At 71.6% G+C, this 26797-nt stretch carries 24 protein-coding genes and 1 pseudogene; 10 read left to right on the plus strand and 15 right to left on the minus strand.

The features are described 5' to 3' along the window. The first annotated feature begins 50 nt into the window (after positions 1-50). Positions 51-1883: an AMP-binding protein gene (locus ABCS02_RS25870; protein WP_345838568.1), complete on the plus strand. Its 1833-nt coding sequence runs from the start codon at positions 51-53 to the stop codon at positions 1881-1883. A 136-nt stretch (positions 1884-2019) separates the two neighbouring features. Here ABCS02_RS25870 and def read toward each other — a convergent pair whose 3' ends face one another. From def to ABCS02_RS25885, 3 genes are all read right to left on the minus strand, one after another. Next, complete coding sequence (gene def, locus ABCS02_RS25875; RefSeq protein WP_345838569.1) at positions 2020-2511, minus strand: peptide deformylase; 492 nt, start codon at positions 2509-2511, stop codon at positions 2020-2022. Positions 2512-2518: 7 nt separating this feature from the next. After that, positions 2519-3964: a MinD/ParA family protein gene (locus ABCS02_RS25880; RefSeq protein WP_345838570.1), complete on the minus strand. Its 1446-nt coding sequence runs from the start codon at positions 3962-3964 to the stop codon at positions 2519-2521. A 71-nt stretch (positions 3965-4035) separates the two neighbouring features. Beyond that, positions 4036-7443: a pyruvate carboxylase gene (locus ABCS02_RS25885; RefSeq protein ID WP_345838571.1), complete on the minus strand. Its 3408-nt coding sequence runs from the start codon at positions 7441-7443 to the stop codon at positions 4036-4038. 115 nt (positions 7444-7558) lie between these two features. Between ABCS02_RS25885 and ABCS02_RS25890 the strand changes: the two genes are divergently transcribed. Then, positions 7559-8368, plus strand: a complete 810-nt coding sequence (locus tag ABCS02_RS25890; RefSeq protein WP_345838572.1) for a ParA family protein — start codon at positions 7559-7561, stop codon at positions 8366-8368. 188 nt (positions 8369-8556) lie between these two features. Here ABCS02_RS25890 and ABCS02_RS25895 read toward each other — a convergent pair whose 3' ends face one another. From ABCS02_RS25895 to ABCS02_RS25905, 3 genes are all read right to left on the minus strand, one after another. Then, entirely contained in the window at positions 8557-9033 is a 477-nt protein-coding gene (locus ABCS02_RS25895) for a MerR family transcriptional regulator (RefSeq protein ID WP_345838608.1), read from the minus strand. Between the two features lie 186 nt (positions 9034-9219). Then, positions 9220-9909, minus strand: coding sequence for a MerR family transcriptional regulator (locus ABCS02_RS25900; protein WP_345838573.1), 690 nt, complete (start codon positions 9907-9909; stop codon positions 9220-9222). Continuing rightward, positions 9909-10403: an FHA domain-containing protein gene (locus ABCS02_RS25905; RefSeq protein ID WP_345838574.1), complete on the minus strand. Its 495-nt coding sequence runs from the start codon at positions 10401-10403 to the stop codon at positions 9909-9911. The genes ABCS02_RS25900 and ABCS02_RS25905 overlap by 1 nt, the downstream gene beginning before the upstream one ends. A gap of 83 nt (positions 10404-10486) precedes the next feature. Between ABCS02_RS25905 and lpdA the strand changes: the two genes are divergently transcribed. Further along, positions 10487-11884 carry a dihydrolipoyl dehydrogenase gene (gene lpdA, locus ABCS02_RS25910; RefSeq protein WP_345838575.1) on the plus strand — a complete coding sequence of 466 codons (1398 nt, stop codon included), beginning with the start codon at positions 10487-10489 and terminating at the stop codon, positions 11882-11884. 13 nt (positions 11885-11897) lie between these two features. On the opposite strand, the gene ABCS02_RS25915 is transcribed toward lpdA, so the two are convergent. Next, positions 11898-12509, minus strand: coding sequence for a CYTH domain-containing protein (locus tag ABCS02_RS25915; protein WP_345838576.1), 612 nt, complete (start codon positions 12507-12509; stop codon positions 11898-11900). A 7-nt stretch (positions 12510-12516) separates the two neighbouring features. After that, positions 12517-12762: a response regulator gene (locus ABCS02_RS25920; protein WP_345838577.1), complete on the minus strand. Its 246-nt coding sequence runs from the start codon at positions 12760-12762 to the stop codon at positions 12517-12519. Between the two features lie 84 nt (positions 12763-12846). Here ABCS02_RS25920 and glgP point away from each other — a divergent pair, with 84 nt between their 5' ends. Beyond that, positions 12847-15390, plus strand: coding sequence for an alpha-glucan family phosphorylase (glgP, locus tag ABCS02_RS25925; protein ID WP_345838578.1), 2544 nt, complete (start codon positions 12847-12849; stop codon positions 15388-15390). Between the two features lie 13 nt (positions 15391-15403). Here glgP and ABCS02_RS25930 read toward each other — a convergent pair whose 3' ends face one another. From ABCS02_RS25930 to ABCS02_RS25945, 4 genes are all read right to left on the minus strand, one after another. Next, positions 15404-16417: a YihY/virulence factor BrkB family protein gene (locus ABCS02_RS25930; RefSeq protein ID WP_345838579.1), complete on the minus strand. Its 1014-nt coding sequence runs from the start codon at positions 16415-16417 to the stop codon at positions 15404-15406. Between the two features lie 9 nt (positions 16418-16426). Beyond that, positions 16427-16909 (minus strand): A24 family peptidase, encoded by a 483-nt coding sequence (locus ABCS02_RS25935; protein WP_345838580.1) that lies wholly within the window; start codon positions 16907-16909, stop codon positions 16427-16429. A gap of 11 nt (positions 16910-16920) precedes the next feature. Further along, entirely contained in the window at positions 16921-17721 is an 801-nt protein-coding gene (locus ABCS02_RS25940; protein WP_345838581.1) for a glycosyltransferase family A protein, read from the minus strand. 287 nt (positions 17722-18008) lie between these two features. After that, positions 18009-18902, minus strand: a complete 894-nt coding sequence (locus tag ABCS02_RS25945; RefSeq protein WP_345838582.1) for a L,D-transpeptidase — start codon at positions 18900-18902, stop codon at positions 18009-18011. Positions 18903-18989: 87 nt separating this feature from the next. Between ABCS02_RS25945 and ABCS02_RS25950 the strand changes: the two genes are divergently transcribed. Beyond that, the gene (locus ABCS02_RS25950; protein ID WP_345838583.1) at positions 18990-20612 is read left to right on the plus strand and encodes an acyl-CoA dehydrogenase family protein; all 1623 of its coding nucleotides are present in this window, start codon (positions 18990-18992) and stop codon (positions 20610-20612) included. Between the two features lie 18 nt (positions 20613-20630). Here the strand turns inward: ABCS02_RS25950 and ABCS02_RS25955 are convergent, their stop codons facing one another. Continuing rightward, complete coding sequence (locus tag ABCS02_RS25955; RefSeq protein WP_345838584.1) at positions 20631-21014, minus strand: hypothetical protein; 384 nt, start codon at positions 21012-21014, stop codon at positions 20631-20633. Positions 21015-21088: 74 nt separating this feature from the next. Further along, positions 21089-22342, minus strand: coding sequence for a citrate/2-methylcitrate synthase (locus ABCS02_RS25960; protein WP_345838585.1), 1254 nt, complete (start codon positions 22340-22342; stop codon positions 21089-21091). 106 nt (positions 22343-22448) lie between these two features. Here ABCS02_RS25960 and ABCS02_RS25965 point away from each other — a divergent pair, with 106 nt between their 5' ends. From ABCS02_RS25965 to ABCS02_RS25980, 4 genes are all read left to right on the plus strand, one after another. Then, positions 22449-23585 (plus strand): citrate/2-methylcitrate synthase, encoded by a 1137-nt coding sequence (locus ABCS02_RS25965; protein WP_345838609.1) that lies wholly within the window; start codon positions 22449-22451, stop codon positions 23583-23585. A 35-nt stretch (positions 23586-23620) separates the two neighbouring features. Further along, a complete protein-coding gene (locus ABCS02_RS25970; protein WP_345838586.1) occupies positions 23621-24295 on the plus strand; it encodes a GAP family protein in 675 nt (224 codons plus the stop codon). Between the two features lie 55 nt (positions 24296-24350). Continuing rightward, positions 24351-24911, plus strand: coding sequence for a helix-turn-helix transcriptional regulator (locus ABCS02_RS25975; RefSeq protein WP_345838587.1), 561 nt, complete (start codon positions 24351-24353; stop codon positions 24909-24911). Positions 24912-25075: 164 nt separating this feature from the next. Continuing rightward, the gene (locus ABCS02_RS25980; protein ID WP_345838588.1) at positions 25076-25867 is read left to right on the plus strand and encodes a hypothetical protein; all 792 of its coding nucleotides are present in this window, start codon (positions 25076-25078) and stop codon (positions 25865-25867) included. A 27-nt stretch (positions 25868-25894) separates the two neighbouring features. Here ABCS02_RS25980 and ABCS02_RS25985 read toward each other — a convergent pair whose 3' ends face one another. Beyond that, the gene (locus tag ABCS02_RS25985; RefSeq protein WP_345838589.1) at positions 25895-26200 is read right to left on the minus strand and encodes a hypothetical protein; all 306 of its coding nucleotides are present in this window, start codon (positions 26198-26200) and stop codon (positions 25895-25897) included. Positions 26201-26576: 376 nt separating this feature from the next. Here ABCS02_RS25985 and ABCS02_RS25990 point away from each other — a divergent pair. Next, positions 26577-26797: pseudogene (locus ABCS02_RS25990) on the plus strand (D-alanyl-D-alanine carboxypeptidase); the annotation flags it as partial.

Raw genomic sequence — 26797 nt, forward strand, 5'->3', positions numbered from 1 at the left:
TCGAGGTCCCCCGAGACGGCACCGCCGCCGGTATCGAAGGAGCTGCCGATATGAGCGACGTCACATTCGAGGCACCCGCGATCGTGCCCGCGGACCCCGGCGCGAACGTCACCGACCTGCTGGTTCAGCGGGTGGCGGAGACTCCGGATCTCGCGCTGTTCGCCGTCCCGGAAGGCGAGGGATGGCGCGACATCACCGCCGCCGAGTTCGAGCGCGAGGTCATCATCCTCGCAAAGGGCTTCGTGGCCGCCGGCATCCAGCCCGGCGACAAGGTCGGCTTCCTCGCCCGAACGACGTACGAGTGGACGCTCGTCGACTTCGCCCTCTTCTACGCGGGCGCCGTCATGGTGCCGATCTACGAGACCAGCTCGCCCGCCCAGATCCAGTGGATCCTCTCCGACTCCGAGGCGTCCGTCTGCATCGTGGAGTCGAAAGAGCACCTCGCGCGACTCGAGGAGGTACGCGCCGAGTTGCCGCTCGTAGGCGAGGTGTGGGTCATGCAGGGCGGCGACCTCGACGCGCTCGTCTCGAAGGGCGCGGCCGTGGCCGACGACGAGATCCAGCGTCGGCGCTCGCTCGCGCAGGGCTCCGACATCGCCACGCTCATCTACACGTCCGGCTCGACGGGCCGCCCCAAGGGCTGTGTGCTGACGCACTCCAACTTCGTGGAGCTGTCCCGCAACGCCGCGAAGGCGCTCCACGCGGTGGTGGAGGTCGAGGGCGCCTCGACGCTCCTGTTCATCACGACGGCGCACGTGTTCGCGCGGTTCATCTCGATCCTCGACGTCCACGCGGGCGTCAAGACCGGGCACCAGCCGGACACGAAGCAGCTGCTGCCGGCGCTCGGCAGCTTCCGGCCGACCTTCCTCCTCGCCGTGCCGCGCGTGTTCGAGAAGGTCTACAACTCCGCGGAGCAGAAGGCAGAGTCCGGCGGGCGCGGCAAGATCTTCCGGCGCGCCGCGGACGTCGCGGTCCGGCGGTCGACCCTGCAGCAGGAGGGCAAGCGGATCCCCTTCGGGCTCCGGGTGCAGTTCGCGCTGTTCGACCGGCTCGTCTACAGCAAGCTGCGCGAGGCGATGGGCGGCCGGGTGCAGTACGCGGTCTCCGGCTCCGCGCCGCTGGGGCCGCGTCTCGGCCACTTCTTCCACAGCCTCGGCGTCACGATCCTCGAGGGATACGGGCTCACCGAGACGACGGCTCCCGCCACGGTCAACCGCGCCGACGTCTCCAAGATCGGCACGGTCGGACCGGTGCTGCCCGGCGTCGGCATCCGTCTCGCGGACGACGGCGAGATCGAAGTGCGCGGCATCGACGTCTTCAAGGAGTACTGGCGGAACCCGGAGGCGACGGCTGCCGCGTTCGACGGCGACTGGTTCAAGACCGGCGACATCGGCTCCTTCGACGCGGACGGCTTCCTCACGATCACCGGGCGGAAGAAGGAGCTCCTCGTCACGGCCGGCGGGAAGAACGTCGCGCCCGCGGTGCTCGAGGACCCGATCCGCGCGAACCCGATCGTCGGTCAGATCATCGTCGTGGGCGACCAGCGTCCCTTCATCGCGGCGCTCGTGACCCTCGATCCCGAGATGCTGCCGACGTGGCTGAAGAACAACGGTCTGCCCGAGACGATGTCGCTCGCGGATGCCGCGACCAACGACGCCGTGCGCGCCGAGGTGCAGCGCGCCGTCGACCACGCCAACACGCAGGTCTCACGCGCCGAGTCGATCCGGAAGTTCGCGATCCTCCCGGTCGAGTGGACGGAGGCCAGCGGCCACCTCACGCCGAAGCTCAGCATCAAGCGCCAGGTCATCATCGACGACTTCGCCGACGAGGTCGAGCAGCTCTACGCCGTCCCGGTGAGCACGACGAACGTCTCCCTCACCTGACCCCCTCCCGCAGGTCCCCCTCCCGCCTGACCGCCTCCCGCCGAGAACGCGCTTGTGTCACGAAAACGGCCCGTTTTCGTGACACAAGGGCGTTCTCGCGGAGGGGTGGACGGGGTCCGGGGAGGGGGGACGGGGGTCAGAACCAGGGGGACTCGCGCACCTGGCGCATCGCCAGGCGGCGGGAGGCCGGGTCCAGGCGGTCGAGGTACAGCTTCCCATCGAGGTGATCGGTCTCGTGCTGCAGAGCCTGCGCCAGCACGCCCTCGCCCTCCAGGACGACCTCGCGGCCGTCGACGTCGATGCCCGTTACGCGCGCGTACGGCGACCGCACGACCTCGTGCCACAGGTTCGGCACGGAGAGGCATCCCTCGCCGAACGGCACCGGCTCCCCGGACGTCTCCACGAGCACGGGATTGAGGACGTAGCCGATCACGCCATCGACGTTGTAGCTGAACGCGCGGAGCGCGACGCCGATCTGCGGAGCGGCCACGCCGGCACGCCCCGGCTCCTCGACGGTGTCGAGGAGATCGCGCACGAGCGCGCGCACCCCCTCGTCGAGGCGCGTGATCTCGGCGCTCGGGCTGCGGAGCACCGGGTCGCCGAACAGGCGAATCGGTCGAACGGCCATCGGCGCGTCAGGCGGAGGCCCGCAGGCCCTCGACGACCGCGGCCGCGAGCGTCCGCGCGGCATCGCGCGTCACCGGCTGCAGCTCGCTGAAGGTGATCGTGCTGCCTGCTGCGATCGCGCCGTCGTACGGCATCCGAACGACCGTCGCCGCCCGCGAGCCGAAGTGGGCCTCCAGCTCGTCGACGCGCACGAGCGGCGCGCCCGGCCGCGACGTGTTGAGCACGACGATCGCGCTGCGCGCCTTGTCGCCGTACCCGTTCGTCTCGAGCCAGGTCAGCGTCTCGGATGCGAGGCGCGCCTCGTCGACGCTGAGGCCGGACACGATGACGAGGACGTCGGCGAGGGCGAGCGTCGCGTCCATGACGGAGTGGACGATGCCGGTCCCGGTGTCGGTGAGCACGATCGAGTAGTAGTGCGCGGCGAGCGCCGCGACATCCCGGTAGTCCGTGTCACTGAAGGCCTCCGACACCCGGGGGTCGGCGTCGGATGCCAGGACGTCGAGCCGCGTGTCGTCCCGGGCCACGATCGTGGACAGCTCGTTGAAACCGCCGATCTGGACGGTGCTGTGCGCGAGATCGCGCACGCTGCGGCCGCTCGGGCGCACGATCCGCTCGGCGAGCGTGCCGCGATCGGGGTTCGCGTCGACGGCGATGATCCGGTCGTCGCGCGCGTCCGCGAGCGCCATGCCGAGCAGCGTGGTCACCGTGGTCTTGCCGACGCCGCCCTTGCGGGACAGGATCGGGACGAACTTGGCGCCGCCGGCGAGGGATGCTCCGATGCGGGCGTCCAGCTCCCGGCGCTCGCGGGCTCGGCGGCTCTCGCCGAGGGTGAGGCGCCGGCCGCTCAGCGTGTAGAGGACGTGCTGCCACGCCCCCTCCGGCTCGGTGCGCACGCGCTTGCTCGGGTCGATGAGGCGCTCGGCCGTGAGGACGTCGGAGCCTTCGCGGGTCGCGGCGTCATCGACGCGCTTGGCCGAGAGCGGCACCGGCACGACGACCGGCAGCGGCTCGCTGACGCGCTCGGCGACCGGCTCGGGGCTCACCGGGGCGGGTGCCGCCGGCGTTGCGGTCCCGGACTCGGCACCCGGACGCGTGACCGCGGCGATCCCGAATCCGGACGGGCGCGGGGCGAACGCGAGCGACGGGACCTCGGCCGCGGGAACCTCCGCGGCGGGGGCCTGCGGCTCCTCCGCCGGCGCGGGCGGCTCCACGGCGGGAGCGGACGGCGTGCGCACCGACGAGGCCTGGCTCTCGAAGGCGCCCTGGCTCTCGAAGGAGGGGATCTCGACGCCGTCGTCCTCGAGGTCCAGATCGTCCTCGCTCTCGACCGGAAGCACGACGGCGACCTGCTCGGTCGCGACGCCGATGCCGACGGTGTGGACCGCCACGGGCTCCTCGAGGAGGCCGTTGTCGGCATCCTCGTCCGGGTGGTCTTCCGTTCGATCCGGGGTCACGACGTCTCTCTCCCATCGGCGCGCGGTGGCGTGCGCCATCCGGCTCGCCTGGCGGCTGCGCCGGACCCAGGCTAGTGGGAGGGCAGAACGACGAGCAAAAGATCGCCCGCCTCGACCTGCTGCGTCCCGGCGATCGCGAGGCGCTGGACGACCCCCGCGACGGGGCTCGTGATGCCGGCCTCCATCTTCATCGCCTCGATCGACGCGATCTGCTGTCCCGCCTCGATCGCATCGCCCTCGGCGACCTTCAGCGTGACCGCTCCGGAGAACGGAGCGGCGATCTGGCCGGGTCGCGACGTGTCCGCCTTCTCCACCTCGCGGGCCTCGACGGCGATGCTGCGATCGCGCACGAACACCGGCCGGAGCTGGCCGTTGAGCGTGGTCATGACGGTCCGCATGCCCTTCGAATCGGCATCCCCGATCGCCTCGAGCCCGACGAGCAGCTGCACGCCGCGCTCGATCTCGACAACGTGCTCGTGCCCGGGCACCAGGCCGTACAGGTAGTCGCTCGTGTCCAGCACGCTCAGGTCGCCGTAGGTATCGCGCGACTCGCGGAACGCACGCGTCGGCGCCGGGAACAGGAGCCGGTTGAGGGCGTCCCGGCGTGCGGCCGAATCGCCGTCGAGGGCGGCGGCGTCGGCGGGCGGCACGGGCCGCACGCCGATCCGCACGTCGCGGCCGGCGAGGACCTTCGTGCGGAACGGCTCCGGCCATCCGCCCGGCAGGTCGCCGAGCTCGCCCGCCATGAAGCCGACGACGGAATCCGGGATGTCGTACCGCTCCGGGTGGGCCTCGAAGTCGGCGGGGTCGGCCTTCACGGCCGCCAGGTGGAGCGCCAGGTCGCCGACGACCTTGGACGACGGCGTGACCTTCGGGATGCGACCGAGGATGCGGTTCGCGGCGGCGTACATGTCCTCGATGAGCTCGAAGTCGTCGGCGAGGCCGAGGGCGATCGCCTGCTGCCGGAGGTTCGAGAGCTGGCCGCCCGGGATCTCGTGGTGGTAGACGCGCCCCGTGGCCGCCGGCAGCCCCGACTCGAACGGCCCGTACTGGCGGCGGACCGCCTCCCAGTACGGCTCGAGGTCGGACACCGCCTGAAGGTCGAGGCCCGTGTCGCGCTCGGTGTGGGCGAGGGCCGCGACGAGCGCCGACAGCGACGGCTGGCTCGTGGTGCCGGACAGGGGCGCGGCCGCGGCGTCGACGGCATCCGCGCCCGCGGCGCTCGCCGCGAGGAGGGTGGCGAGCTGCCCGCCGGCGGTGTCATGCGTGTGCACGTGGACCGGGGCGTCGAATCGCTCGCGCAGGGCGGCGACGAGCTTCGCGGCGGCGGCGGGGCGCAGGAGACCCGCCATGTCCTTGATGGCGAGGACGTGGGCGCCGGCCACGATCATCTCGTCGGCGAGGCGCAGGTAGTAGTCGAGCGTGTAGAGGTCCTCCGCGGGATCGAGGAGGTCGCCCGTGTAGCAGAGCGCGGTCTCAGCGACCGCGGTCCCGGTCTCCAGCACCGCATCGATCGCCGGGCGCATCTGCGCGACGTCGTTGAGGGCGTCGAAGATGCGGAAGACGTCGACGCCGGATGCCGCCGCCTCGCGGACGAAGGCGTCGGTGACCTCGTTCGGGTACGGGGTGTAGCCGACCGTGTTGCGGCCGCGCAGCAGCATCTGGATCGCCACGTTCGGCAGCGCCTCCCGGAGCGCGTCCAGCCGTGCCCACGGGTCCTCACCGAGGAAGCGGAGCGCGACGTCGTACGTGGCCCCGCCCCAGGCCTCCACGGACAGCAGCTGCGGCGTCAGGCGTGCGACGTACGGGGCCACCGCGACGAGGTCCTTCGTCCGCACCCGGGTGGCGAGGAGCGATTGGTGCGCGTCGCGGAACGTCGTCTCCGTCACCGCGAGCGCGGTCTGCGCGCGCAGGTCCGCGGCGAAGCCGGCAGGACCCCGTTCGCGCAGGTGCTGCCGGGATCCGGCGGGCGCGGGAACCGCGAGGTCGAGGGGCGGGAGCTTGCGCGCCGGCGCGACCGTCAGGGGGTTCGCACCGTTCGGCCGGTTGACGGTGACATCCGTGAGCCAGCGGAGGATCTTCGTGCCGCGATCCCGGGACTCGCGCCCGCGGAGGAGCTCCGGGCGCTCCTCGATGAAGGCCGTGCTGATGTCGCCCGCCAGGAACTGCGGGTCTTCGAGGACCGCCTGCAGGAACGCGATGTTGGTCGCGACGCCGCGGATCCGGAACTCCGCGAGCGCGCGGCGCGCGCGCTGCACGGCAGCGGGGAAGTCGCGGCCGCGGCAGGTCAGCTTCGCAAGCATCGAGTCGAAGTGCGGGCTCACGACCGCCCCGGCCGCGGTCGTGCCGCCGTCGAGGCGGATGCCGCCACCGCCCGGCGAGCGGTAGGTCGTGATGATGCCGGTGTCCGGGCGGAAGCCCTGCGTCGGGTCCTCCGTCGTGATGCGGCACTGGAGCGCCGCACCGCGCAGGTGGATGTCCGCCTGCGCGAGACCGAGCGCGTCGAGGGTCTCCCCCGCGGCGATTCGCATCTGCGACTGCACGAGGTCGACATCCGTCACCTCTTCGGTGACGGTGTGCTCCACCTGGATGCGCGGGTTCATCTCGATGAAGACGACCTCGCCCGCGCGCGGGCCCGCCGTCTCGAGGAGGAACTCGACCGTGCCCGCGTTCTCGTAGCCGATCGACCGCGCGAACGCGATCGCGTGACGATGGAGGGCCGCGCGGACATCCTCCGCCAGATGCGGGGCTGGGGCGATCTCCACGACCTTCTGGTGGCGACGCTGCACGGAGCAGTCCCGCTCGAAGAGGTGGACCGTGTGGCCCGTCTTGTCCGCGAGGATCTGCACCTCGATGTGCCGGGGTCGGAGGACCGCCTGCTCGAGGAACATCCGCCCGTCGCCGAAGGCGCTGTCCGCCTCCCGCATCGCCGCGGCAAGCGCCGGCGCGAGTTCGGCCTTCGTCTCGACCCGTCGCATCCCGCGCCCGCCGCCGCCGGCGACCGCCTTCGCGAACAGGGGGAAGCCGATGTCGTCCGCCTGGGCGAGGAGCGCGTCGATGTCGTGGTCGGCGTCCGTCGAGCGGAGCACCGGGACCCCCGCCTCGATCGCGTGGTGCTTCGCGGTGACCTTGTTACCGGCCATCTCCAGCACGGGGGCGGACGGACCGATGAAGACGATGCCGTTCGCCGCGGCCTTCTCCGCGAGCTCCGGGTTCTCGGACAGGAAGCCGTATCCGGGATAGATCGCATCGCACTCCGCGAGCTTCGCGACCCGGATGATCTCGTCCACGTCGAGGTACGCCCGGACCGGATGCCCCTCCTCGCCGATCTGGTACGCCTCGTCCGCCTTCAGGCGGTGCAGCGAGGTGCGGTCCTCGTAGGGGTAGACCGCGACGGTCCGCGCCCCCAGTTCGAACGCCGCGCGGAAGGCGCGGATCGCGATCTCACCGCGGTTGGCGACCAGGATCTTGCGGAACATGGGGATCCCCTCGTTCAGGGAGAGAGGCCGCCGCGCACGAGCTGGGCAGTGTCCGCGCCACTCGCATCGGCGCCTGAGTGTGCTCACAGCCTAGGGGACGGTAACGTGGGGTCTCGTGCACGTACTGTCCGTCAGCTCTCTCAAGGGTGGCGTCGGCAAGACGACCGTGACCTTGGGACTCGCGTCGGCGGCATTCGCCCGCGGCATCCGCACGCTCGTCGTCGACCTCGACCCGCAGTCCGACGTGTCGACCGGCATGGACATCCAGGTCGCGGGGCGCCTCAACATCGCCGATGTGCTCGCCAACCCGAAGGAGAAGATCGTCCGCCAGGCGATCACCTCCAGCGGCTGGGCCAAGGTGCATCCCGGCACGATCGACGTCCTGATCGGGAGCCCGTCCGCCATCAACTTCGACGGCCCGCACCCGAGCGTCCGCGACGTGTGGAAGCTCGAGGAGGCCCTCGCCACGGTCGAGGCCGACTACGACCTCGTGCTGATCGACTGCGCGCCCTCGCTCAACGCCCTCACCCGGACCGCGTGGGCGGCGAGCGACCGCGTCATCGTGGTCACCGAGCCGGGCCTGTTCTCCGTCGCCGCGGCCGACCGTGCCCTCCGGGCGATCGAGGAGATCCGTCGCGGCCTCTCACCGCGACTGCAGCCGCTCGGGATCGTCGTGAACCGCGTGCGCCCGCAGTCGATCGAGCACCAGTTCCGCATCAAGGAGCTCCGCGACATGTTCGGCCCGCTCGTGCTCACCCCGCAGCTGCCGGAGCGCACGTCCCTGCAGCAGGCGCAGGGCGCGGCGAAGCCGCTGCACATCTGGCCGGGCGACTCCGCCCAGGAGCTCGCGGCCGACTTCGACTCCCTGCTGGATCGCGTCATGCGCACGGGCCGCATCACGGTCCCCGACGCCGCCCGCTCCTGACCCGGGCGCGCTTCTCCCGGGCGCGTCGCCCGCCGCATCCAGCTCGCGCTACTGTTTCGCGCACGCGCTACGCGAATCTCAGTGGCGCGCGCGGGGAACAGTAGCGCGGACGGGATGCGGGCTCGCTTGCGAGCGCGGGCCGGGGCGCCGGCGGGGATGCCGGGGCGGCGGCGGCGCGGGCGGGGCGGCTAGGCGGAGCGGCGGGCGCGACGCACGGCGAGCTCGTCGAGTGCGTCCGGCGCCTGCGGGTCCTCGAACTCGACCAGGGTCGACTCCACCTCGCGCAGGACCTTGCCGACGGCGATGCCGAAGACGCCCTGACCGCGGCTGACGAGGTCGATCACCTCGTCGTTCGAGGTGCACAGGTACACCGAGGCGCCGTCGCTCATGAGGGTCGTGCCGGCGAGGTCGCGGATGCCGGCGGCGCGGAGCTGCTCGACGGCCGTGCGGATCTGCTGCAGCGAGATGCCGGTGTCGAGCAGGCGCTTCACGAGCTTGAGGACGAGGATGTCGCGGAACCCGTACAGCCGCTGCGAACCGGAACCGCTCGCGCCGCGCACCGTGGGCTCCACGAGCTCGGTCCGCGCCCAGTAGTCGAGCTGGCGGTACGTGATCCCCGCGGCGCGGGCCGCGACGGCACCGCGATACCCGACCTCGTCGTCCATCTCCGGAAGGCCGTCGGTGAACAGCAGGTCTGCGACGAAACGGGGCTCACCTGCAGCTTCACCAGCGGTCACGCGCGGCTCCTCCCCCATCTGCATGTTTCCTCGCCTCATCCGGATAGTCCCACGGTAGAGGAGCGATGCCCCTCCAGCAACGACATCCGACGCACACCGGCGGCGTGTCGCACCTCACGCGCCGAAGCGCGCGATCTGCGCGCGGAGCACCGCCGCACGCACCTCGTCCAAACGGCGCGCGAGCTCCGGCGCGGCATCCAGCGCCCGCGCCCGAGACGTGCCGTCGGGGCGGCGCAGGAGCGGGGCGAGCGCCGACTCGATGAGTGTGGCGTCGCGCTCCGCGCTCTGACGGAGCGCCCGCAGGTGGCGCGGCTCGATCCCGTGCCGCTCCAGCGCCACGAGGGCGCGCAGCACGCCGAGCGCCGACTCGTCGTGGACCTCCGCGGCCGGCACGAGCCCGACACTGACGGCCTCGACCAGAAGGGCCGGGCTCGCCCCCGACGCCACGAGCAGGTCGTCGCGCCGGTAGCGGCGCGGGGCCGGCACGATCGACGCCGGGACGGCGGACGGCAGCTCCGGGTCGGCGCCGGCATCGCGCTGGTCGAGGTAGTCGCGGATCACGACGAGCGGAAGGTAGTGGTCGCGCTGCAGCGTGAGCGCCAGCCGAAGCCGCTCGAGGTCCGCCGGCGCGAACTTGCGATATCCGGACTCGGTGCGTCGCGGTCGGACGATCCCCTGCACCTCGAGGAATCGGAGCTTGCTGGAGGTGAGCGCCGGGAACTCGGGGGTCAGCCGCGCGAGGACCTGACCGATGCTCAGGACACCCCCGGGCGCGGCGCGACCGGCGGCTGCTCCTGCGGGCATCAGGCGTCCGCCGCCCGCGGCAGGTCTGCGGGTGAGACGAAGAAGTTCAGGCGGAACTTCCCGATGCGCACCTCGGCGCCGTTCTCCAGGACCGCGCGGTCGACGCGCTCGCCGTTCACGTACGTGCCGTTGAGGGAGCGCTGGTCGACGAGGTCGAACGCGGCTCCGGTGCGGGTGATCTCCGCGTGCCGGCGCGAGACCGTGACGTCGTCGAAGAAGATGTCGGCGTCCGGATGCCGGCCCACCGTCGTGACGTCCGTGTCGAGGAGGTAGCGGGCGCCGGCGGACGGGCCCGAACGCACGATCAGCAGCGCGGAGCGGGTCGGGAGTGCCTCGATGGCCTCCATCTCGGCGGCGCTGAGCTCGGAGCCGAAGGGGACGAAGGACAGATCGGAGTCGTGCCCGAACGTCTGCGTCGTGTCGGGGGACGGTCCGTTGTCGTTGCCGGGTCCTCGCCGGATCTCGTCCGGCTCGGGTGCCTCGTTCTCTGCCACGCCTGTCCCTCCTCTTCCCCCGACAGAGTATCGGAAAGGGCAGCGCGCGCGCTGCCTCACCGACCCGCCCCTAGGCTTGAGACATGCCTCACTATGACGTCGTCATCCTTGGCGCGGGCCCCGGCGGCTACGTCGCCGCGGTCCGCTGCGCGCAACTGGGTCTGAGCACCGCGATCATCGAAGAGAAGTACTGGGGCGGCGTCTGCTTGAACGTCGGCTGCATCCCCTCCAAGGCGCTGCTGCGCAACGCGGATCTGGCGCACACGTTCCACGCGCAGGCCGACCTGTTCGGCATCTCCGGCAACGCGACGTTCGACTTCGGCGTGGCCTGGGATCGGAGCCGCAAGGTCGCCGAGGGCCATGTCAAGGGCATCCACTTCCTCACGAAGAAGAACAAGATCGCCGAGCACGAGGGCCGTGGCACGTTCGTCGACGCGCACACGATCGACGTCGCCCAGGCCGACGGATCGACGGAGCGGGTCACCTTCGACAACGCGATCGTCTCGACCGGCTCGACCGTCCGGCTGCTGCCCGGCGTGACGCTGAGCGACAACGTCGTGACGTACGAGGAGCAGATCCTCACGCGCGAGCTGCCGGGCTCGATCGTCATCGTGGGCGCGGGCGCGATCGGCATGGAGTTCGCGTACGTCCTGGTGAACTACGGCGTGAAGGTCACGATCATCGAGTTCCTGGACCGCGCCCTCCCGAACGAGGACGCCGAGGTCTCGAAGGAGATCCAGAAGCAGTACAAGAAGCTCGGCGTCGACATCCTCACCTCGACGAAGGTGGAGACCGTCGTCGACTCGGGCGACAAGGTCACCGTCACCTACACGCCGAAGGACGGCGCGCCCGCCACGATCGAGGCCGACAAGGTGCTCATGTCGATCGGGTTCGCCCCGCGCGTCGACGGCTTCGGGCTCGAGAACACCGGCGTGCAGCTGACCGAGCGCGGCGCGATCGCGATCGATGACTACATGCGCACGAACGTCCCGCACATCTACGCGATCGGCGACGTCACCGCGAAGCTCCAGCTCGCGCACGTGGCGGAGGCGCAGGGCGTCGTGGCCGCCGAGACCATCGGCAAGGCCGAGACGATGCCGCTCGGCGACTACCGGATGATGCCGCGCGCCACGTTCTGCAACCCGCAGGTCGCGAGCTTCGGCCTCACGGAGCAGCAGGCGATCGACGCCGGCTACGACGTCAAGGTCGCGAAGTTCCCGTTCTCGGCGAACGGCAAGGCCAACGGCCTGGGCGAGCCGATCGGGTTCGTGAAGGTCATCGCGGACGGCGAGCACCTCGAGCTTCTCGGCGCGCACCTCATCGGACCGGATGTGTCGGAGCTCCTCCCCGAGCTCACGCTCGCGCAGAAGTGGGACCTCACGGCGCTCGAGGGCGCCCGCAACGTCCACACGCACCCGACGCTCAGCGAGGCGGTCCAGGAGGCCTTCCACGGCCTCGCCGGCCACATGATCAACCTCTGACGCCCGGACGGGGTCAGAGGCCGAGGGCGCGGCCGAGCTTCGAGTCGGATGCCGCGACCCCGCCGCCGGCGGTCGCCACGAGCGCGTCGGCGGCGCGGAAGAAGGCCTCCGCGTCGGCGGGCGCGGCCTCCGCCAGCTCGACCTCCCACTCGCGCCACGCCTGCTCGACGCCGGTACGCTCGGCGCGTGCGCGGACGTGGTCGTCGACGACCTCCGCGACGGCGCGGCCCTCCGCATCGCGGAGGGCGTACGCGGTCCGCGTGTTGCGGATCCGCGCGAGGGGCGAGAACGGAGGCCGCGCCCACTCCGCGACGGCCTGAGCCACGGCATCCGGCACCGCGTCGGCCTCCCCCGCGTCGAGCGGCCAATGCCACTCGTGCCGCCCCTCGGTGGCGGACGCCTTCACGTGCCAGCCCGCGTCGGGGCCGCCTTCGCGACGGCGCACCGCGACGTGTGCGCGACCCAGGGCGAGGTCGTCGGTGTCGAAGTAGCGGGCGTCGAGCTCGCGCACCTCCGGCTCGCCGACGCTCGCGACGCCCGGCAGCGCCGTCCAGTCCGGGAGCGGGGTGGCGTCGTCGACGTCGTACTTGCGCTCGACCTCGAGCGAGTGCGACGGGTCGCTCACCGCGCGCTCACCACGGCTGCGCGAGGTCGCCCGGCTCGGAGTCGTCGCCGGGCGAGATGTTCTCCGTCGACTCGACGAAGACGAAGGTCTCCTCGGTGGGGCCGTCCGCGGCGCCGGTGTGCTGGGCGTCACCCTGCCGGCGGTAGACGAGCTGGCCCTCCCCGTAGGGGACGATGTAGGAGTCGCCGATGACGGAGTCGAGCGGAACCACCTGGCCGTCCAGGGGTCCAGATACAAGACGTGCGATGGACATGAGCACCTCCCTGTTCCCCAGCCTAGCCAGGCCCGTTGGCATCCGGCCTCTGCCTGGACATCCGCGGGACCTACAATCACCGTCGTGAAGGCCATCCGCACGTTCACCGTCCGCCCCGTCCTCGCTCACTCCCTCGCGCCGCTGAACCGCCTCGCCTCCAACTGGCGATGGTCCTGGAGCCGCACGACGCATGCCCTGTTCGCATCGATGGATCCTGACCTGTGGGTCCGGATCGGCGAGAACCCGGCCCGGATGCTCGGTGCGCTCGGGCAGCACCGGCTCAACGAGCTCGCCGACGACGAGGAGTTCGTCGCGCGCGTGCAGGCGGAGGACGACCGCCTCGAGGCATATCTCACGGGAGCGCAGTGGTTCCAGCGCCTCGAGGGCGAGACGCCCGCGCACATCGCGTACTTCTCCCCCGAGTTCGGGGTCGACGCGTCGCTGCCGCAGTACTCCGGCGGTCTCGGCATCCTCGCCGGCGACCACCTCAAGAGTGCGTCGGACCTCGGCGTCCCGCTGACTGGCGTGGGCCTCTTCTACCGCGCCGGGTACTTCACGCAGGCGATCGGCGACGACGGCTGGCAGCGCGAGAGCTACCCCCTGCTCGACCCGTACGGCCTCGGGCTCACCCTGCTGCGCGACGAGGCGGGCCAGCCGGTCGAGATCGGCCTCGATCTGCCCGGCGGCCGCCACCTGGCCGCCCGCGTCTGGATCGCCGACATCGGCCGCGTCCCCCTACTGCTCCTGGATGCCGAGACCCCTTCGAACACGGAGGACCTCCGCCGGGTCACCGACCGCCTCTACGGCGGCGGCGGCGAGCACCGTCTGCTGCAGGAGCTGCTCCTCGGCATCGGCGGGGTCCGGGCGATCCGCGCGTGGTGCGCCGTCACCGGCCGTCCGACGCCCGATGTCTATCACACGAACGAGGGGCACGCCGGCTTCCAGGGGCTGGAGCGGATGTCCGAGCTCATGACCTCGGACGGGCTCTCCTTCGACGAGGCCCTCGCCCAGGTGCGCGCCTCGACCGTGTTCACGACGCACACGCCCGTGCCCGCCGGCATCGACCGGTTCCCGCGGGACCTCATCGCGAGCCACCTCGGGAGCGGTCTCCTGTCCGGCGTCGACCCGGCGCGCGCCCTGAGCCTCGGACTAGAGAGCTACGAGGGCGGCGATCCGTCGGTCTTCAACATGGCGGTGCTCGGCCTCCACCTCGGGCAGCACGCGAACGGGGTCTCGCTCCTCCACGGCCGCGTGAGCCGCGAGATGTTCGGGGCCCTGTGGCCGGAGATCGACGCCGAGGAGGTGCCGATCACGTCGATCACGAACGGCGTCCACGCGCCGACCTGGGTGCACCCCGCGCTGAAGTCCGTCAGCGAGCGCGCGTTCGGCGATGCGCTCACTGCGACGCACGACTGGCGCGACGCGAGCGTCGTCTCCGACGAGGAGCTGTGGAGCGTGCGCGGGGTGATGAAGAACGAGCTCGTCGCCGAGGCGCGCCGCCGCATCTCCGCGGCGGACGACGCGGCCCCCGCGTGGATCGACGACCTCCTCGATCCGGGCGTGCTCACGATCGGCTTCGCCCGGCGCGTGCCCACGTACAAGCGGCTGACGCTCATGCTGCGCGACCCGGAGCGGCTGGCGCGGATCCTCACCGACCCCGAGCGTCCCGTGCAGATCGTGGTGGCCGGGAAGTCCCATCCGGCCGACGACTCCGGGAAGCTCCTGATCCAGCAGCTCGTGCGGTTCAGCCGCGACCCCCGCGTGCGCGGCCGCATCGTGTTCCTGCCCGACTACGACATCGCCCTCGCGAAGCGCCTCTACCCCGGCTGCGACGTGTGGCTCAACAACCCGCTGCGCCCGCTCGAGGCCTGCGGCACGTCGGGGATGAAGGCCGCGCTGAACGGCGCCCTGAACCTCTCGATCCTCGACGGCTGGTGGGACGAGTGGTTCGACGGCAAGAACGGCTGGGCGATCCCCACGGCCGACACCGCGGCGAACGACGACGAGCGCGACGACACGGAGGCGGCCGCGCTCTACGACCTGATCGAGCACCAGCTCGTGCCGGCGTACTACGACCGCGTGGGCGGGGTGCCGCCGAAGTGGCTCGCGATGGTGCGCCACACCATGACCGAGCTCGGCAAGAAGGCGACGAGCGACCGGATGGTGCGCGAGTACGTCATCCGTCTGTACCTGCCCGCGGCCGCGAACGACGCGGACCTGCGGGCGGACGACTTCGCCGCCGCGCGAGAGCTCGCCGCGTTCGTGAAGCGCGTGCGCGGCGCGTGGCCGAGCGTGCACATCACGAACGTCGACGCGACCGGCATCACGCAGCAGGCGCAGGCGGGCGACACGCTCGACGTGCGCGTGTCCGTGGCGCTCGGCGGCCTGTCCGCCGACGATGTCGCGGTCGAGCTCGCCTCCGGGCCGACCAACGAGGACGACCTCCTCTCGCCCGACCACGCGACGCTCCGCCTTCAGGCGGGCGAGACCGCCGACGGCGTGACGGCGTTCGCCGGCAGCCTCGCGCTGCAGCAGACCGGCCCGTTCGGCTACACCGTGCGCGTCGTGCCCGCCCACCCCGGCCTCCTGTCCCCCGTGGAGCTGGGCCTCGTGTCGATCGCCGGCTGAGCCGCGCCGCGGGTCAGGAGGACGAGGCACGCTCGGCGGCCGCCGCGGCGCGAGCCAGATCGAGCTCGCGCGCCGCGGCGGTGACCGCGTCCTCCGCGCGCTGCACCCGACGCTGTGCGAAGGTCGTCGCGCCGAACTTCGCGCGGACGCGATCCTTCTCCTCCTCCGCGCCCGTGATGATGTAGGCGCCGGCGATCAGGATGACCTGCGCCGACAGGTTGAACCACAGCAGTAGCGCGATGAGCGCCGCGAAGGACGCGAGGAGCGGGTTCGCGGATGCCCCACCCACGAACAGGCTCGAGAGCGCCTGCAGCACGGTGAGGCCGAAGCCCCCGAGGAGCGCGCCGGTCCACAGCGACCGGGCGGAGGGCCGCACGCCCGCCAGCACGAGGAACAGGACCGCGACGATGCACGCGTCGAGGCCGAACACGATGACGAGCGACACGATTCGCGGCAGCAAGGTCGCGGCGTCGCCCGAGTCGGGAGCGCCCAGCCAGGTCAGGAGCGTCCGCACGCCGACCGTGCCGAAGTACGTAAGGGCGGCGGACACCACGAGCGCGGCGCCAATCCCCGCGGCGAGCGCGAGGTTCCGGACGATGACCCAGTACCACTGGACGTCCTCGGTCACCCGGCCCGCGAGGACGCGCAGCGCGGTGCGCAGCGAGCCGATCGCGCCGATGGCGGCGCCGATGAGACCCACGAGGCCGAGCACCCCCACGACCGTGAGCCCGGCCGGCACCTGGATCGCCTTGGGGTCGATCAGGCCGCCCTCGCCGACCAGGCCCGGGATGACGGCATCCACTGCGTCGACGAGCGCCTTCCACGCGATCGGGTTGTCCGCGAGCCACAGGGTGGCGAGCGAGAAGCCCAGGAGCACCCCGGCGAAGACGCTGAAGAGCGTGCGATAGGTGATGGCATCCGCGAACTGCGGGCCGCGCCGCTCGAGGTAGAGCAGGAACGATCGCGTCGCCTTGAGCGACAGCGCCCAGGCGATCACGCGGGCGACGAGCGCGAACACCGATCGCATGACGCCACGCTAGAGGATCGCGGAGGCCGTCGTGGTGAGGATGACGGCCCACGTGCCGGCGAGCATCCACGGGCCGAAGGCGATCCGGCTCCGGCCATGCGCGCGACGGCGGAGGATCAGCAGCACGCCGTACAGCCCGCCGAGCAGGAACCCGGCGAACGCGCCCACCACGAGCTGCTCCCAGCCGAGGAACCCGAGGTGGAGCCCGACGAGACCGGCGAGCTTGACGTCTCCCCCGCCCATGCCCCGCGGCTGCACGAGCCGCAGCACGAGGTAGAACGCGAACAGTGCGGCACCCCCGACGAGGCCGCGGAAGAACGCGTCCCACGGCCATCCGAGCAGGCACGCGAGGGCGAGCAGCACGAGGGCGACCGGATACGCCGGCAGGACCAGTGCGTTCGGCAGGCGGTGCGTGCGCGCGTCGATGACGACGAGGATGACGCTCAGCACGGCGAAGACCGCGTAGGCGACGATCACGACCGCGAGAGGCACGACGCCCGCCGTCAGCGTCCGAACTCCGGCGACAGATCCTCGTCGTCGCCCGGCTCCCACGTCGGCACCGGTGGGGCGACCGGCGGCACGAGCGGGCGCCGCCCCGGGGCTCCCGCCGGCCAGCTCGCCGCGAACGTCGGCACGACCCGCCAGACCCGCCGCAGGAGCCCGCGCGGGGTCCGCAGCGGACGCGCGGACACCGGCATCCGCAGGTCGTGGTCCCACCGCACGACGTCGGTCTCCCGGAGGTGGATCGTGAGGTCGAGGTCGTCGTGGATGCGCGAGTTCCCGCGGTGCACGCGGGTGCGCACGCGCTCCCAGACGTCGGCGCGCATCGCGAAGTTCGAACCGAACACGAGCGGGACGCCGAGCCAGAGCTTGATCCACACCCGGCCTCCGCCGATGTACCAGTGCCGGCCGAGGTAGCACGTGAGCGGCGAGGCGCCGTAGAACTCCGCGCCGCCGGTGAGCACGCTCAGCCCCGGATCCGCGGTGAACGCCGCGACGATGCGGGCGATCCAGTCCGGATGCGGCCGGGAGTCGGCGTCCAGCCGGGCGATGATGTCGCTCGCCCCGAGCGCCTCGTCGTAGCCGCGCGAGGCTGCCGGCCAGATCCCCACGAGCGGCTCCTCGACCACGCTCGCGCCGTGGCGCCGGGCGACGTCGGCCGAGTCGTCCGAGCTGTCGTTGTCCACGACGATGACGCGGTGCGCGGGGCGGGTCTGTCGGTTCAGTGCCGCGAGGCACTCCTCGAGGAAGGACGCGTCGTCGCGGCACGGGATCACGACGGTCACGCGAGGGAGGGATGGCACCCCCGTCACGTTACTCGCGCCCCGCCCCGCGGGCTTCCGCCTCGCCCCACCCCTGTGGACACGCCGCCGCCGCCCCTGCAGGCCCCCCTGACTCCCAGGTCAGGACGGGCGGGCCCGGGCCGGCCACGCCCCGCTGAGAACGCGCGTATGTCACGAAATCGGCGTGAAAACGGGACACAAGCGCGTTCTCGCGGAGGGGAGGACAGGCCGGGGCCTGGAGGGCCGGAGGAGGCGACAGGCCCGAGGCCCGGAGGGCCGGAGGAGGCGACAGGCCCGGAGGGCCGGGGTCAGGGGCGGATCTCGACGACCGTGCCCTCGGGGAGCGGGGCGAGGCGGTCGATCACGTCGGCGCTCACGCGGAGGCAGCCGTTCGAGACGTCGCCGGAGTGCTCGTCGTGGTAGTGGAACGCGGTCACGGCGACCGCGGCACCACCGAAGTCGCCCAGCGCCTCGGACTGCGTGGACAGGTACACGAGCGGATGCCCGCGGGTGTAGCCGAGCTCCGGCGCCGTGCGCGTCATCATGACGAACGCGCGGCCGACGGGCGTCGGCGTCTGCGGCGTGCCCCACCCGAAGTCGGTCGCGATCCGCTCCGAACCGGACGCGCTCACGAGATCGATCGTGCGCGCCGACAGGCTGACCTCGACGTGCGTGTCCAGAGGCGACAGCGTGACGTCCGCCATCCGGATCCAGCCCGCGACCTGTCCGTTCGACGGCACCGTCTCGCGGCCCACGAGCAGGACCTTGACCCAGTCGGCGTACTTCTCCACGACCGGGACCGTCGTGCCGTCGTACGTCTGATGCGAGGCGAGCGTCGCGACCGGGTCGGCCGTGGGGTCCGCGAAGACCGGCACCACCGCGGCGGCCGGCGTCGCGACGAGGCCCGTCGTGGGCGCGGTGGGGTCTGCGTCGACCGGCAGGGCCGGGATGACCGCGAACACGTCGACCGCGGGCAGGCCCGCGAGGTCGTACCCCTTCGTGTTCGCCGGGGGGCCCGCGCGCGTCGGCGAGGGAGACGGCGTGACGTGGATCGTGGGCATCGTGTCCGTGGGTGCGCCGGCGGGCGTCCCGGGCAGCAGCGTCCTCAGCGCCAGCGCGACGAACCCGGCGACGAGCAGCGCGCCGACGACGATCGTGAGAATCACGAGAGTGCGCCGACCGAGCCGCGGACGAGGAGCCACCCCTCCATGGTCCGCGCCCGGAACGCCACACGCAAACGCGTGGCGGCACCCGGGGGCGCGGGCTAGGTTCGATCGGTGGAGGCGAGCATGTCGACGCACGAGGTCGGGAACCAGGCTCCGCCGCGCGTGGATGTGGACGAGTACGGCGCGGACGCCGCACTCGTCGAGGGCGTCACCCGGCACGACGCGGGCTGGGCGCACGAGCGCCTGCACGCGACCGGCCACCTCGTCGGGTCCGCGGCGTTCCAGGCGGATGCCGTGGCCGCGAACCGGCGCGAGCCGGTGCTGCACACCCACGACCGGTACGGGAACCGGATCGACGAGGTGGAGTACGACGCGTCGTACCATCGCGTCCTCCGCACCGCGCTCGCGGACGGCGCGCACACGGCGGCCTTCGCCGACCCGCGGCCGGGCGCCGCGGTCGCGCGGGCCGCGACATTCATGCTCTACGCCCACGTCGAGCCCGGGCACGCGTGCCCGGTGTCGATGACGCACGCGGCGTTCCCGGTCGTGGCGCAGCATCCGGAGCTGGCGCGCGAATGGGCGCCCCGGCTCCTCAGCCGCCACTACGAGCCCGCTCTCGCGCCGGGCAAGACGAGCGCGATCTTCGGCATGGCGATGACCGAGAAGCAGGGCGGATCCGACGTACGTGCCGGGACGACGCGCGCGGTCCCGCAGGGCGAGGGACGATACGCGCTGACCGGGCACAAGTGGTTCTGCAGCGCGCCGATGTCGGATGCGTTCCTCGTGCTCGCGCAGGCCCCGGGCGGGCTGTCGTGCTTCCTCGTGCCGCGCATCCGTGACGACGGCTCCCGCAACGCCCTGCGGATCATGCGGCTGAAGGACAAGCTCGGCAACCGCGCGAACGCATCGAGCGAGGTGGAGTACGAGGGTGCGCTCGGTCACCTCGTCGGCGAAGAGGGCCGCGGCGTCCGCACCATCATCGACATGGTCACGCGGACCCGCCTGGACAGCGTCCTGGGCTCCGCCGCCGGGATGCGGCACGCGACCGTCGAGGCGGCGTGGCACGTGCGCCACCGGGCCGCCTTCGGGCGGACGCTGATCGACCAGCCCGCGATGACCGCCGTCATCGCCGACCTCCAGCTCGAGACCGAGGCGGCGACCGCCACGGCCCTCCGCCTGGCGCGCGCGTACGACGCGGACGCCGACGACGAGGAGCGCGCCTTCCGGCGCCTCGCCACCGCGGTCGCGAAGTACTGGATCTGCAAGCGGGGGCCGGGCCATGCCGTGGAGGCGCTCGAATGCCTCGGCGGGAACGGCTACACGGAGGATTTCCCGCTCGCGCTGCGGTACCGCGAGCAGCCGGTCATGGCGATCTGGGAGGGCTCGGGGAACGTCATCGCCCTCGACGTGCTCCGCGCGCTCACGCGCGACACGGCGTCGTTCGAGGCGTTCGACGCGGAGGTCTCCCGCGCAGTGGGCGCCGACCCGCGGCTCGACGCCCACCTCGAGCACACCCGCCGGCTTCTCCGCGAGGTCGCGATCGACCCGCAGCCGGACGCCCGGGCGCGCGAGCTCGTCTCCGCGCTCGCGCTCGGGCTCCAGGCATCCCTCCTCGTGCGCTTCGCCCCCGGGGCGGTCGCCGACGGCTTCACCGCGACCCGACTGGCCGCGGATGCCGGCGCCGGCGCGCTCTACGGCGCGCTCCCGCGCGGGGTGGATGCCGCGGCGATCGCGTCGCGCGCGTGACCGCCGCGCGAGGGTCGGTCAGACGTTCGCGCTGACCAGCGAGCCCGTCGCCTGCACGCGGTCGCGGAGCCCGGTCAGCGACGTCTTGTACGCGTCGTAGAGGCGCATCTCCTCGATGCCGTCGTCGTCCCCGCCGCCGGCCTGGACGAGCGGGCGGTGCAGGTCGACCCGCACGTCGCCGCCCTCCGGGGTGAACTTGACGATCAGCACCTCGTGCTGGCTCTTCGAACCCGCGAACGCGCCGAGGAACATCGTCTTCGCGATGCTGCCGTGCGACGCCTTCCACTCCCCCTTGTGCTCCTCCTTGATCGTGAAGTCCTCGGCCTCCAGGGCCGAGCGGAGAGTCGACTGCACGGACGGGAGGTCGCCGGCGACGACGAGCTGGAAGTTGAAGACGGGCATGGCGGGTCACCTTTCCTGCGCGCGGGGCGCTCAGGGCAGAGCGTAGCGACCGCCGCCGACGGAACCGCGACGGCTCACGGTCCGACGTAGCGGCCGCGCGGACGCAACCGCATCGGTGGCTCCTCGTACTCCGCGATCGCGTGCGCGATCCAGCCGGTGAGGCGTCCGGTCGCGAAGACGAGGGAACCCGCGTCGGGCGGCAGTGCCCCCACGACGACGAGCGCGCCGAGCGCGAGATCGAGGTTCGGGTGAACGCCCGCGCGCCGCTCGACCTCCGCGATGACGGCGTCGACGGCCGCCGCGACGGGCCCCGCCCCCGGCATCCGCGCGACGAGCGGCAGCAGCGCCGCCGCGCGCGGGTCGATGCCCGCGTAGAGCGGATGCCCGAACCCGGGCACGCCGCGTCCGCTGTCCCGGACGGCGGACGCGAGGGCGCGATCCACGGGCTCGCCGTCGCGAACTCGGGCGAGGAGCTCGGCCGCGGCGCGGCTCGCGCTCCCGTGCAGCGGCCCGTCGAACGCGCCGAGCGCGGCGGTCACCGCGGCGTACCCCGAGCCGCGCGCGGACGCCGCGACCCGCGCTGCGAGGGTGGAGACGGCGAGGTCGTGGTCGACGGTGAGCACGAGCGCGGCGGAGATCGCGCGGTGCTCCGCGGGCTCCGGCGCCCGCCCGGCGAGCGCGGTCCACAGGGTCGCGGCCGTGTCCGCAGGGGCGCGGGGCACATCGGCGGCGGTGTCCACAGGATCCGGGACCGGTGCATCCGCGAGGGCGCGCGGGATGCCGGACAGCAGGCGGGCGCCGGCACGCGCGAGCGCGGGACCGCACGCGTCGCGCCGGAGCGGATCCGACGCCGCGAGGGCCGTGACCGCGGCCTGCATCCGGTCCAGGAGCGTCGCGCCGGTGGGGAGGGCGCGCACGAGCGCCCGCGCCGCCGCCACGGCGTCCGGGTCGTCGCCGAGCCGGCGGAGGGCCGCGGCATCCGGCAGGCCCCAGAGCCACGCCGCGACGGACTCGAGGTCGGACTCGCGTGCGAGGCGGACGGCATCCCGTCCGCGGAAGAAGAGCGTGTCGTCCTCGACCTGCGCGATATCGGTCTCGAGCACACCGAGCGGAAGGCCGGACGCGCTCGCCCCGTCCGTGCTCCGGCTCGCGGGGGCGCGCCGGCGGCCGCGAGCGAAGGCCTCGACCTCCAGCGGATCGAACGTCGAGCCGGATGCTCCGCGCTCGCGGGACAGCAGCCCGCGAGAGACGTAGGCGTAGAGCGACTCCGGCTTGACGCCGAGCCGCGCGGCGGCCTCGGCGGCGGTGAGGCGGGGCAGGGCATCCATGTTGATCCGATCAAGATTGACGAAATCCTCATCAACTCTCACTCTGACGGTAGCGGATGCGACCCTGGCGGTCGCGGAGGGAGCGGAGAAGATGCGCGTGGACAGGATGGACGACCGCCTCATCGAGGTGCCGCGGGGACTCGCGAACGTCGCGGTCGCCGAGACGTCGATCGGAGATGTCCGAGCCCGGGAGGGCTTCTACCGCTACCGCGACTACTCGGCGATCGAACTCGCCGAGACGGTCACGGTCGAGGACGTCTGGCACCTGCTCGTACGCGGAGCCCTGCCGGATGCCGCGGAGCGCGCGGCGTTCGCGGCAGAGGTGGCCGCCGCCCGAGCGCGGCCCGAGGTCGACGAGGTCGTGCGGGTCGTCCTGGGCGCAGGTCCGGTCGACCCGGTCGCCGGACTCAAGGCGGCGTGGCCGCTGTACGCCGCCGCGCGGGGCCTGCGTCCGGTGTACGACCTGAGCGAAGCGGCACGATCGGCGGATGCGGTCGAGCTCGCGGCGATCACCCCGGTGATCCTCGACGCACTCCACCGCCGCGGACGCGGCCTGGCACCGCTGCCGGAGCTTGCCGGGCGCGGCATCGCCGCGAACCACCTCCACCAGCTGACCGGACGCGTTCCGGATGCGCGCGCCGAGCGCGCGCTCACCGCGTACCTCATCGCGGTGATGGACCACGGCTTCAACGCCTCGACCTTCACGGCCCGCGTCATCGCGTCGACCGGGGCGGACGTGGCCTCCTGCCTCGCCGGCGGGCTGGGCGCCCTCACCGGGCCCCTGCACGGCGGCGCGCCGTCGCGCGCGCTCGACGAGCTGGACGAGGTCGGTACGCCGGACGTCGTCGAGCCGTGGGTCCGCGCGCAGGTCGCCGGCGGGCGCCGCATCATGGGCTTCGGCCACGCGGTCTACCGGACGGCGGACCCGCGCTCGGAGCTCATGAAACGGTACGCGCGGGAGTTCGGCGGCCCGCGGGTGGAGCTCGCCGTGCGCTTCGAGGAGACCACCGAGCGCCTGCTCGCCGAGCTGAAGCCCGGCCGGGAGCTGCACGCCAACGTGGAGTTCTACGCCGCCGTCGTGATGGAGGCGTGCGGCATCCCCCGGGACATGCTCACGCCGACGTTCGCGATCGCCCGCACGATCGGGTGGACCGCGCACGTGCTCGAGCAGGCACGGGATCCGAAGATCATCCGTCCCTCGGCCCGCTTCACCGGCGCGCCGGAGGTCACCCCGCTCCCGTGATCCGGTGATGCGCGCCGTGCCCATAGGCTCGGACCGTGGAGTCCGTCCTCTGGTACGTCGTCCCGCTCGGCGTCGCGATGGCGTTCAGCATCCTCCCCATTCTGGCGGCGGTCATCCTCCTGCTGTCTCCGCGCCCGGTGCCCGTCAGCGTCGCGTATCTGTCGGGCTGGACGATCGGCGTGTTCGTTCTCGTGACGCTGTTCACGCTCATCGCACGGCTCGTGCCAGCCGGCGTGTCGGATCGGATGCCGACGTGGGTGCACATCGTCGAGATGGCGCTCGGCGCACTCCTCGTCCTCTGGGGCCTCGTCGCGCTCCTGCGGAGCCGGCGCGGCGACCAGTCGGCGACGTCACCGTCGTGGACGCGGATGCTCAACGGCATCCAGCCCTGGCGCTCGTTCGGGTTCGGCCTCGTAATGAACGTGCGGCCGAAGAACCTCACGCTCGTTCTTGCTGCGGGACTCGCGATCGGAACCGCGAGCCTTCCCGTCGGCTCGGCGACCCTCGCGATCGTGATCTTCACGATCGTCGGCATCTCCACGGTCGGCGCGCTCGTGCTCGCGTACCTCTTCGGCGACGGGAGCGTGCGTCCCCTGCTGGAGCGGCTGAGCGGCTGGCTCGTCTCGCACTCGAGCACGGTGCTGTGGGTCTCGATGATGTTCGTGGGCCTCATCCTCATCGTGTTGGCGATCGTTCACCTGAACTCCTGACCTCCCCCGCGCCCAGATAGCGCATGATGGGAGGAGGGGAACGTTTGGGGGAAACGTGTCACAGGGGGACGAGGCGGCGGACGGCCTCGCGCAGTTCCGCGAGCTGATCAGCGACGAGCGGACGTACGAGAAGCCAGGCACGCCCGGTGTCGACCCGGCGCTCCGGCGGCGCCGACGCCGACGCGGGGCGCTGATCGGCGGCATCGTGACGGTCGTGATCCTCGCGCTCGTGGGCGTCTACGCCGGATACACCCTGACTGCGCCGGTCGGCGCGGCCGAGGTCAGCGCCGCGGTGCGGACACGTACCCCACCAACCAGACGGCCTAGGCCCGCGACCTCGCCTCCTTCACCCGGAAGAGAGCCAGCTCCCGAAGAGCATATGCACGAACCCGACTACGTGGCCTACCGCCAGAAGTTCGTCCAGCAGATGGCGAAGCGCATCTATTCGGCACGCATGTCTGCGGGCCTGTCACAAGAGGACGTCGCGTTCACAGCGGGGCTGGCGGTGCAGACCTACGCGAGCGTCGAACGCGGCTTCGTGATTGGCCGCGAAATCAATCCGACCCTCGACACCATTCTCCGCATCACTCATGCACTCGCTCTAGACGACCGCTAATCGTAGGAGGGTTCCGCACGAACTCGACAGGGGAGTTGAGACCTAGCGGAGGCTACTCCCTTTCCCTCGGCTTCACCAGCGAACTCATCTGCTGGTCTTAGCGTCCTTCCGGGGAGAGCGTGGTTGAGGAGAGCCAAGGGGGCTCTCACGACCGAAAGAAGCTCATGAATACTCGTACCAAGAGCACACTTTGGATCGCGGCGGTCGCCGCGGCGCTATTGGCCTTTGCCCCCGCGACCGCAGCGACCGCTGACTCGCTGCAACCGACTCCCGCAGTCGGAGGAGCCCAGCCTGGGGGTGAGGAGGTGCGTTTCGGAACGACCCTCGAAGACTCCGTCCTCCTCGGTGTCGCAGGCCAGGACTCCGGCGGTGTTGCGAGTCCGAACTCCGGCGGTGTCGCCAGCCCTGAGGGCGGCGGGGTCACTATCCAGACGATCCCGTTCAACCCCGGTGATGTCGCCGCGTGCAACCTCGCTAACAACCCGAACTGGGTAATCGTCGAGAACATTCACACGTTCCCGTACGATAACGGATCAGGCAACCCCGCCTGGTCCGGTGGAGACGTGGATCTTCTGTGCGGGACGGAGACGACGAGCGGCTTCAAGCACATCCGCGATCGGCACCAATGGGGCCAAATTGGAAGCCCCAATGGATGGGAAACGGTCCGAGCATCAGCTTCGGGGGCTCTCGGCTACCAGTCGCCCCAGTCATGGGACGAATACATGATTCACGCCGTGCATGACACCCTCGACTACGCAAACCCGTACCCTGCCGTGAACCAGGAACAGCAAAAGGTGTGCTTCTCGGCTCCGTTCCATATCTGGAAGGGAACGCAGATCTACGCCTCGTACTACGCCAACACCGTTCTATCGAAGAGCAACTACATTGTCATTACTGCATTTCTGAGCAACAACTCGCAGGCGTCCGCCTGCAACTCCACGGCCTGGAACGACTAACACCAACCCGCGTATGACCCGGATGCGTCATGCATCCGGGTCATACGCGGCAAAGTCGCCCACCACGCGAATCTCAGACCCCAGCTGGGCCTGCAACTCCCGCACCAAAGCGTTCCCCTCGGCAATCCATGCACGCCCGACAGCGGGGTCCGGCCATTCGACCTTGATGACCGGATCGAGAACGCTCTCCCAGGTCCGATTCCACTCTCGAAGTCTTTGACGGATCTCTGGGGGAACCTTGAGCGTCTCGGGAATACGATCCCCGCCGAACCACTCTGGAAAGAGCACCAGAGTGCGCGCACGGTCCTCAGCTTTGATCAGATGGTCACCCACTCGCCCATTCCTCCCCAAGCCTCGCCACGCAGCACACAACCTCGCGGAGCCAACGGGACCGGACGCGCAGATGCTGCCTCCGCCGCTGATTCTCTATTGTCCTCGGCTCGGCTGGGCGCGGCAACAACTTGGGCAAGCCCCAACTCCGCACCCTCGAGAGTCTCGTCAATGGAGCGAGCTGTCGCGGCCTCGATCACATCGCTTTCGTGCGCGCCGCGCAGTCGCTCATCGCGAGCGCACTCGAGCACGGTGCTGTGGGTCTCGATGATGTTCGTGGGCCTCATCCTCATCGTGTTGGCGATCGTTCACCTGAACTCCTGACCTCCCCCGCGCCCAGATAGCGCATGATGGGAGGAGGGGAACGTTTGGGGGAAACGTGTCACAGGGGGACGAGGCGGCGGACGGCCTCGCGCAGTTCCGCGAGCTGATCAGCGACGAGCGGACGTACGAGAAGCCAGGCACGCCCGGTGTCGACCCGGCGCTCCGGCGGCGCCGACGCCGACGCGGGGCGCTGATCGGCGGCATCGTGACGGTCGTGATCCTCGCGCTCGTGGGCGTCTACGCCGGATACACCCTGACTGCGCCGGTCGGCGCGGC

It is taken from the genome of Microbacterium sp. X-17 (assembly GCF_039615055.1).

Excerpts from the sequence above, each read along its gene's own strand:
- ABCS02_RS25870 (WP_345838568.1), top strand. The coding sequence starts at position 51 with ATGAGCGACGTCACATTCGAGGCACCCGCGATCGTGCCCGCGGACCCC.
- def (WP_345838569.1), bottom strand. The coding sequence starts at position 2,511 with ATGGCCGTTCGACCGATTCGCCTGTTCGGCGACCCGGTGCTCCGCAGC.
- ABCS02_RS25885 (WP_345838571.1), bottom strand. The coding sequence starts at position 7,443 with ATGTTCCGCAAGATCCTGGTCGCCAACCGCGGTGAGATCGCGATCCGC.
- ABCS02_RS25895 (WP_345838608.1), bottom strand. The coding sequence starts at position 9,033 with ATGGACGACGAGGTCGGGTATCGCGGTGCCGTCGCGGCCCGCGCCGCG.
- ABCS02_RS25900 (WP_345838573.1), bottom strand. The coding sequence starts at position 9,909 with ATGCCCGCAGGAGCAGCCGCCGGTCGCGCCGCGCCCGGGGGTGTCCTG.
- lpdA (WP_345838575.1), top strand. The coding sequence starts at position 10,487 with ATGCCTCACTATGACGTCGTCATCCTTGGCGCGGGCCCCGGCGGCTAC.
- ABCS02_RS25920 (WP_345838577.1), bottom strand. The coding sequence starts at position 12,762 with ATGTCCATCGCACGTCTTGTATCTGGACCCCTGGACGGCCAGGTGGTT.
- ABCS02_RS25930 (WP_345838579.1), bottom strand. The coding sequence starts at position 16,417 with ATGCGATCGGTGTTCGCGCTCGTCGCCCGCGTGATCGCCTGGGCGCTG.
- ABCS02_RS25950 (WP_345838583.1), top strand. The coding sequence starts at position 18,990 with ATGTCGACGCACGAGGTCGGGAACCAGGCTCCGCCGCGCGTGGATGTG.
- ABCS02_RS25955 (WP_345838584.1), bottom strand. The coding sequence starts at position 21,014 with ATGCCCGTCTTCAACTTCCAGCTCGTCGTCGCCGGCGACCTCCCGTCC.
- ABCS02_RS25960 (WP_345838585.1), bottom strand. The coding sequence starts at position 22,342 with ATGGATGCCCTGCCCCGCCTCACCGCCGCCGAGGCCGCCGCGCGGCTC.
- ABCS02_RS25965 (WP_345838609.1), top strand. The coding sequence starts at position 22,449 with ATGGACGACCGCCTCATCGAGGTGCCGCGGGGACTCGCGAACGTCGCG.
- ABCS02_RS25980 (WP_345838588.1), top strand. The coding sequence starts at position 25,076 with ATGAATACTCGTACCAAGAGCACACTTTGGATCGCGGCGGTCGCCGCG.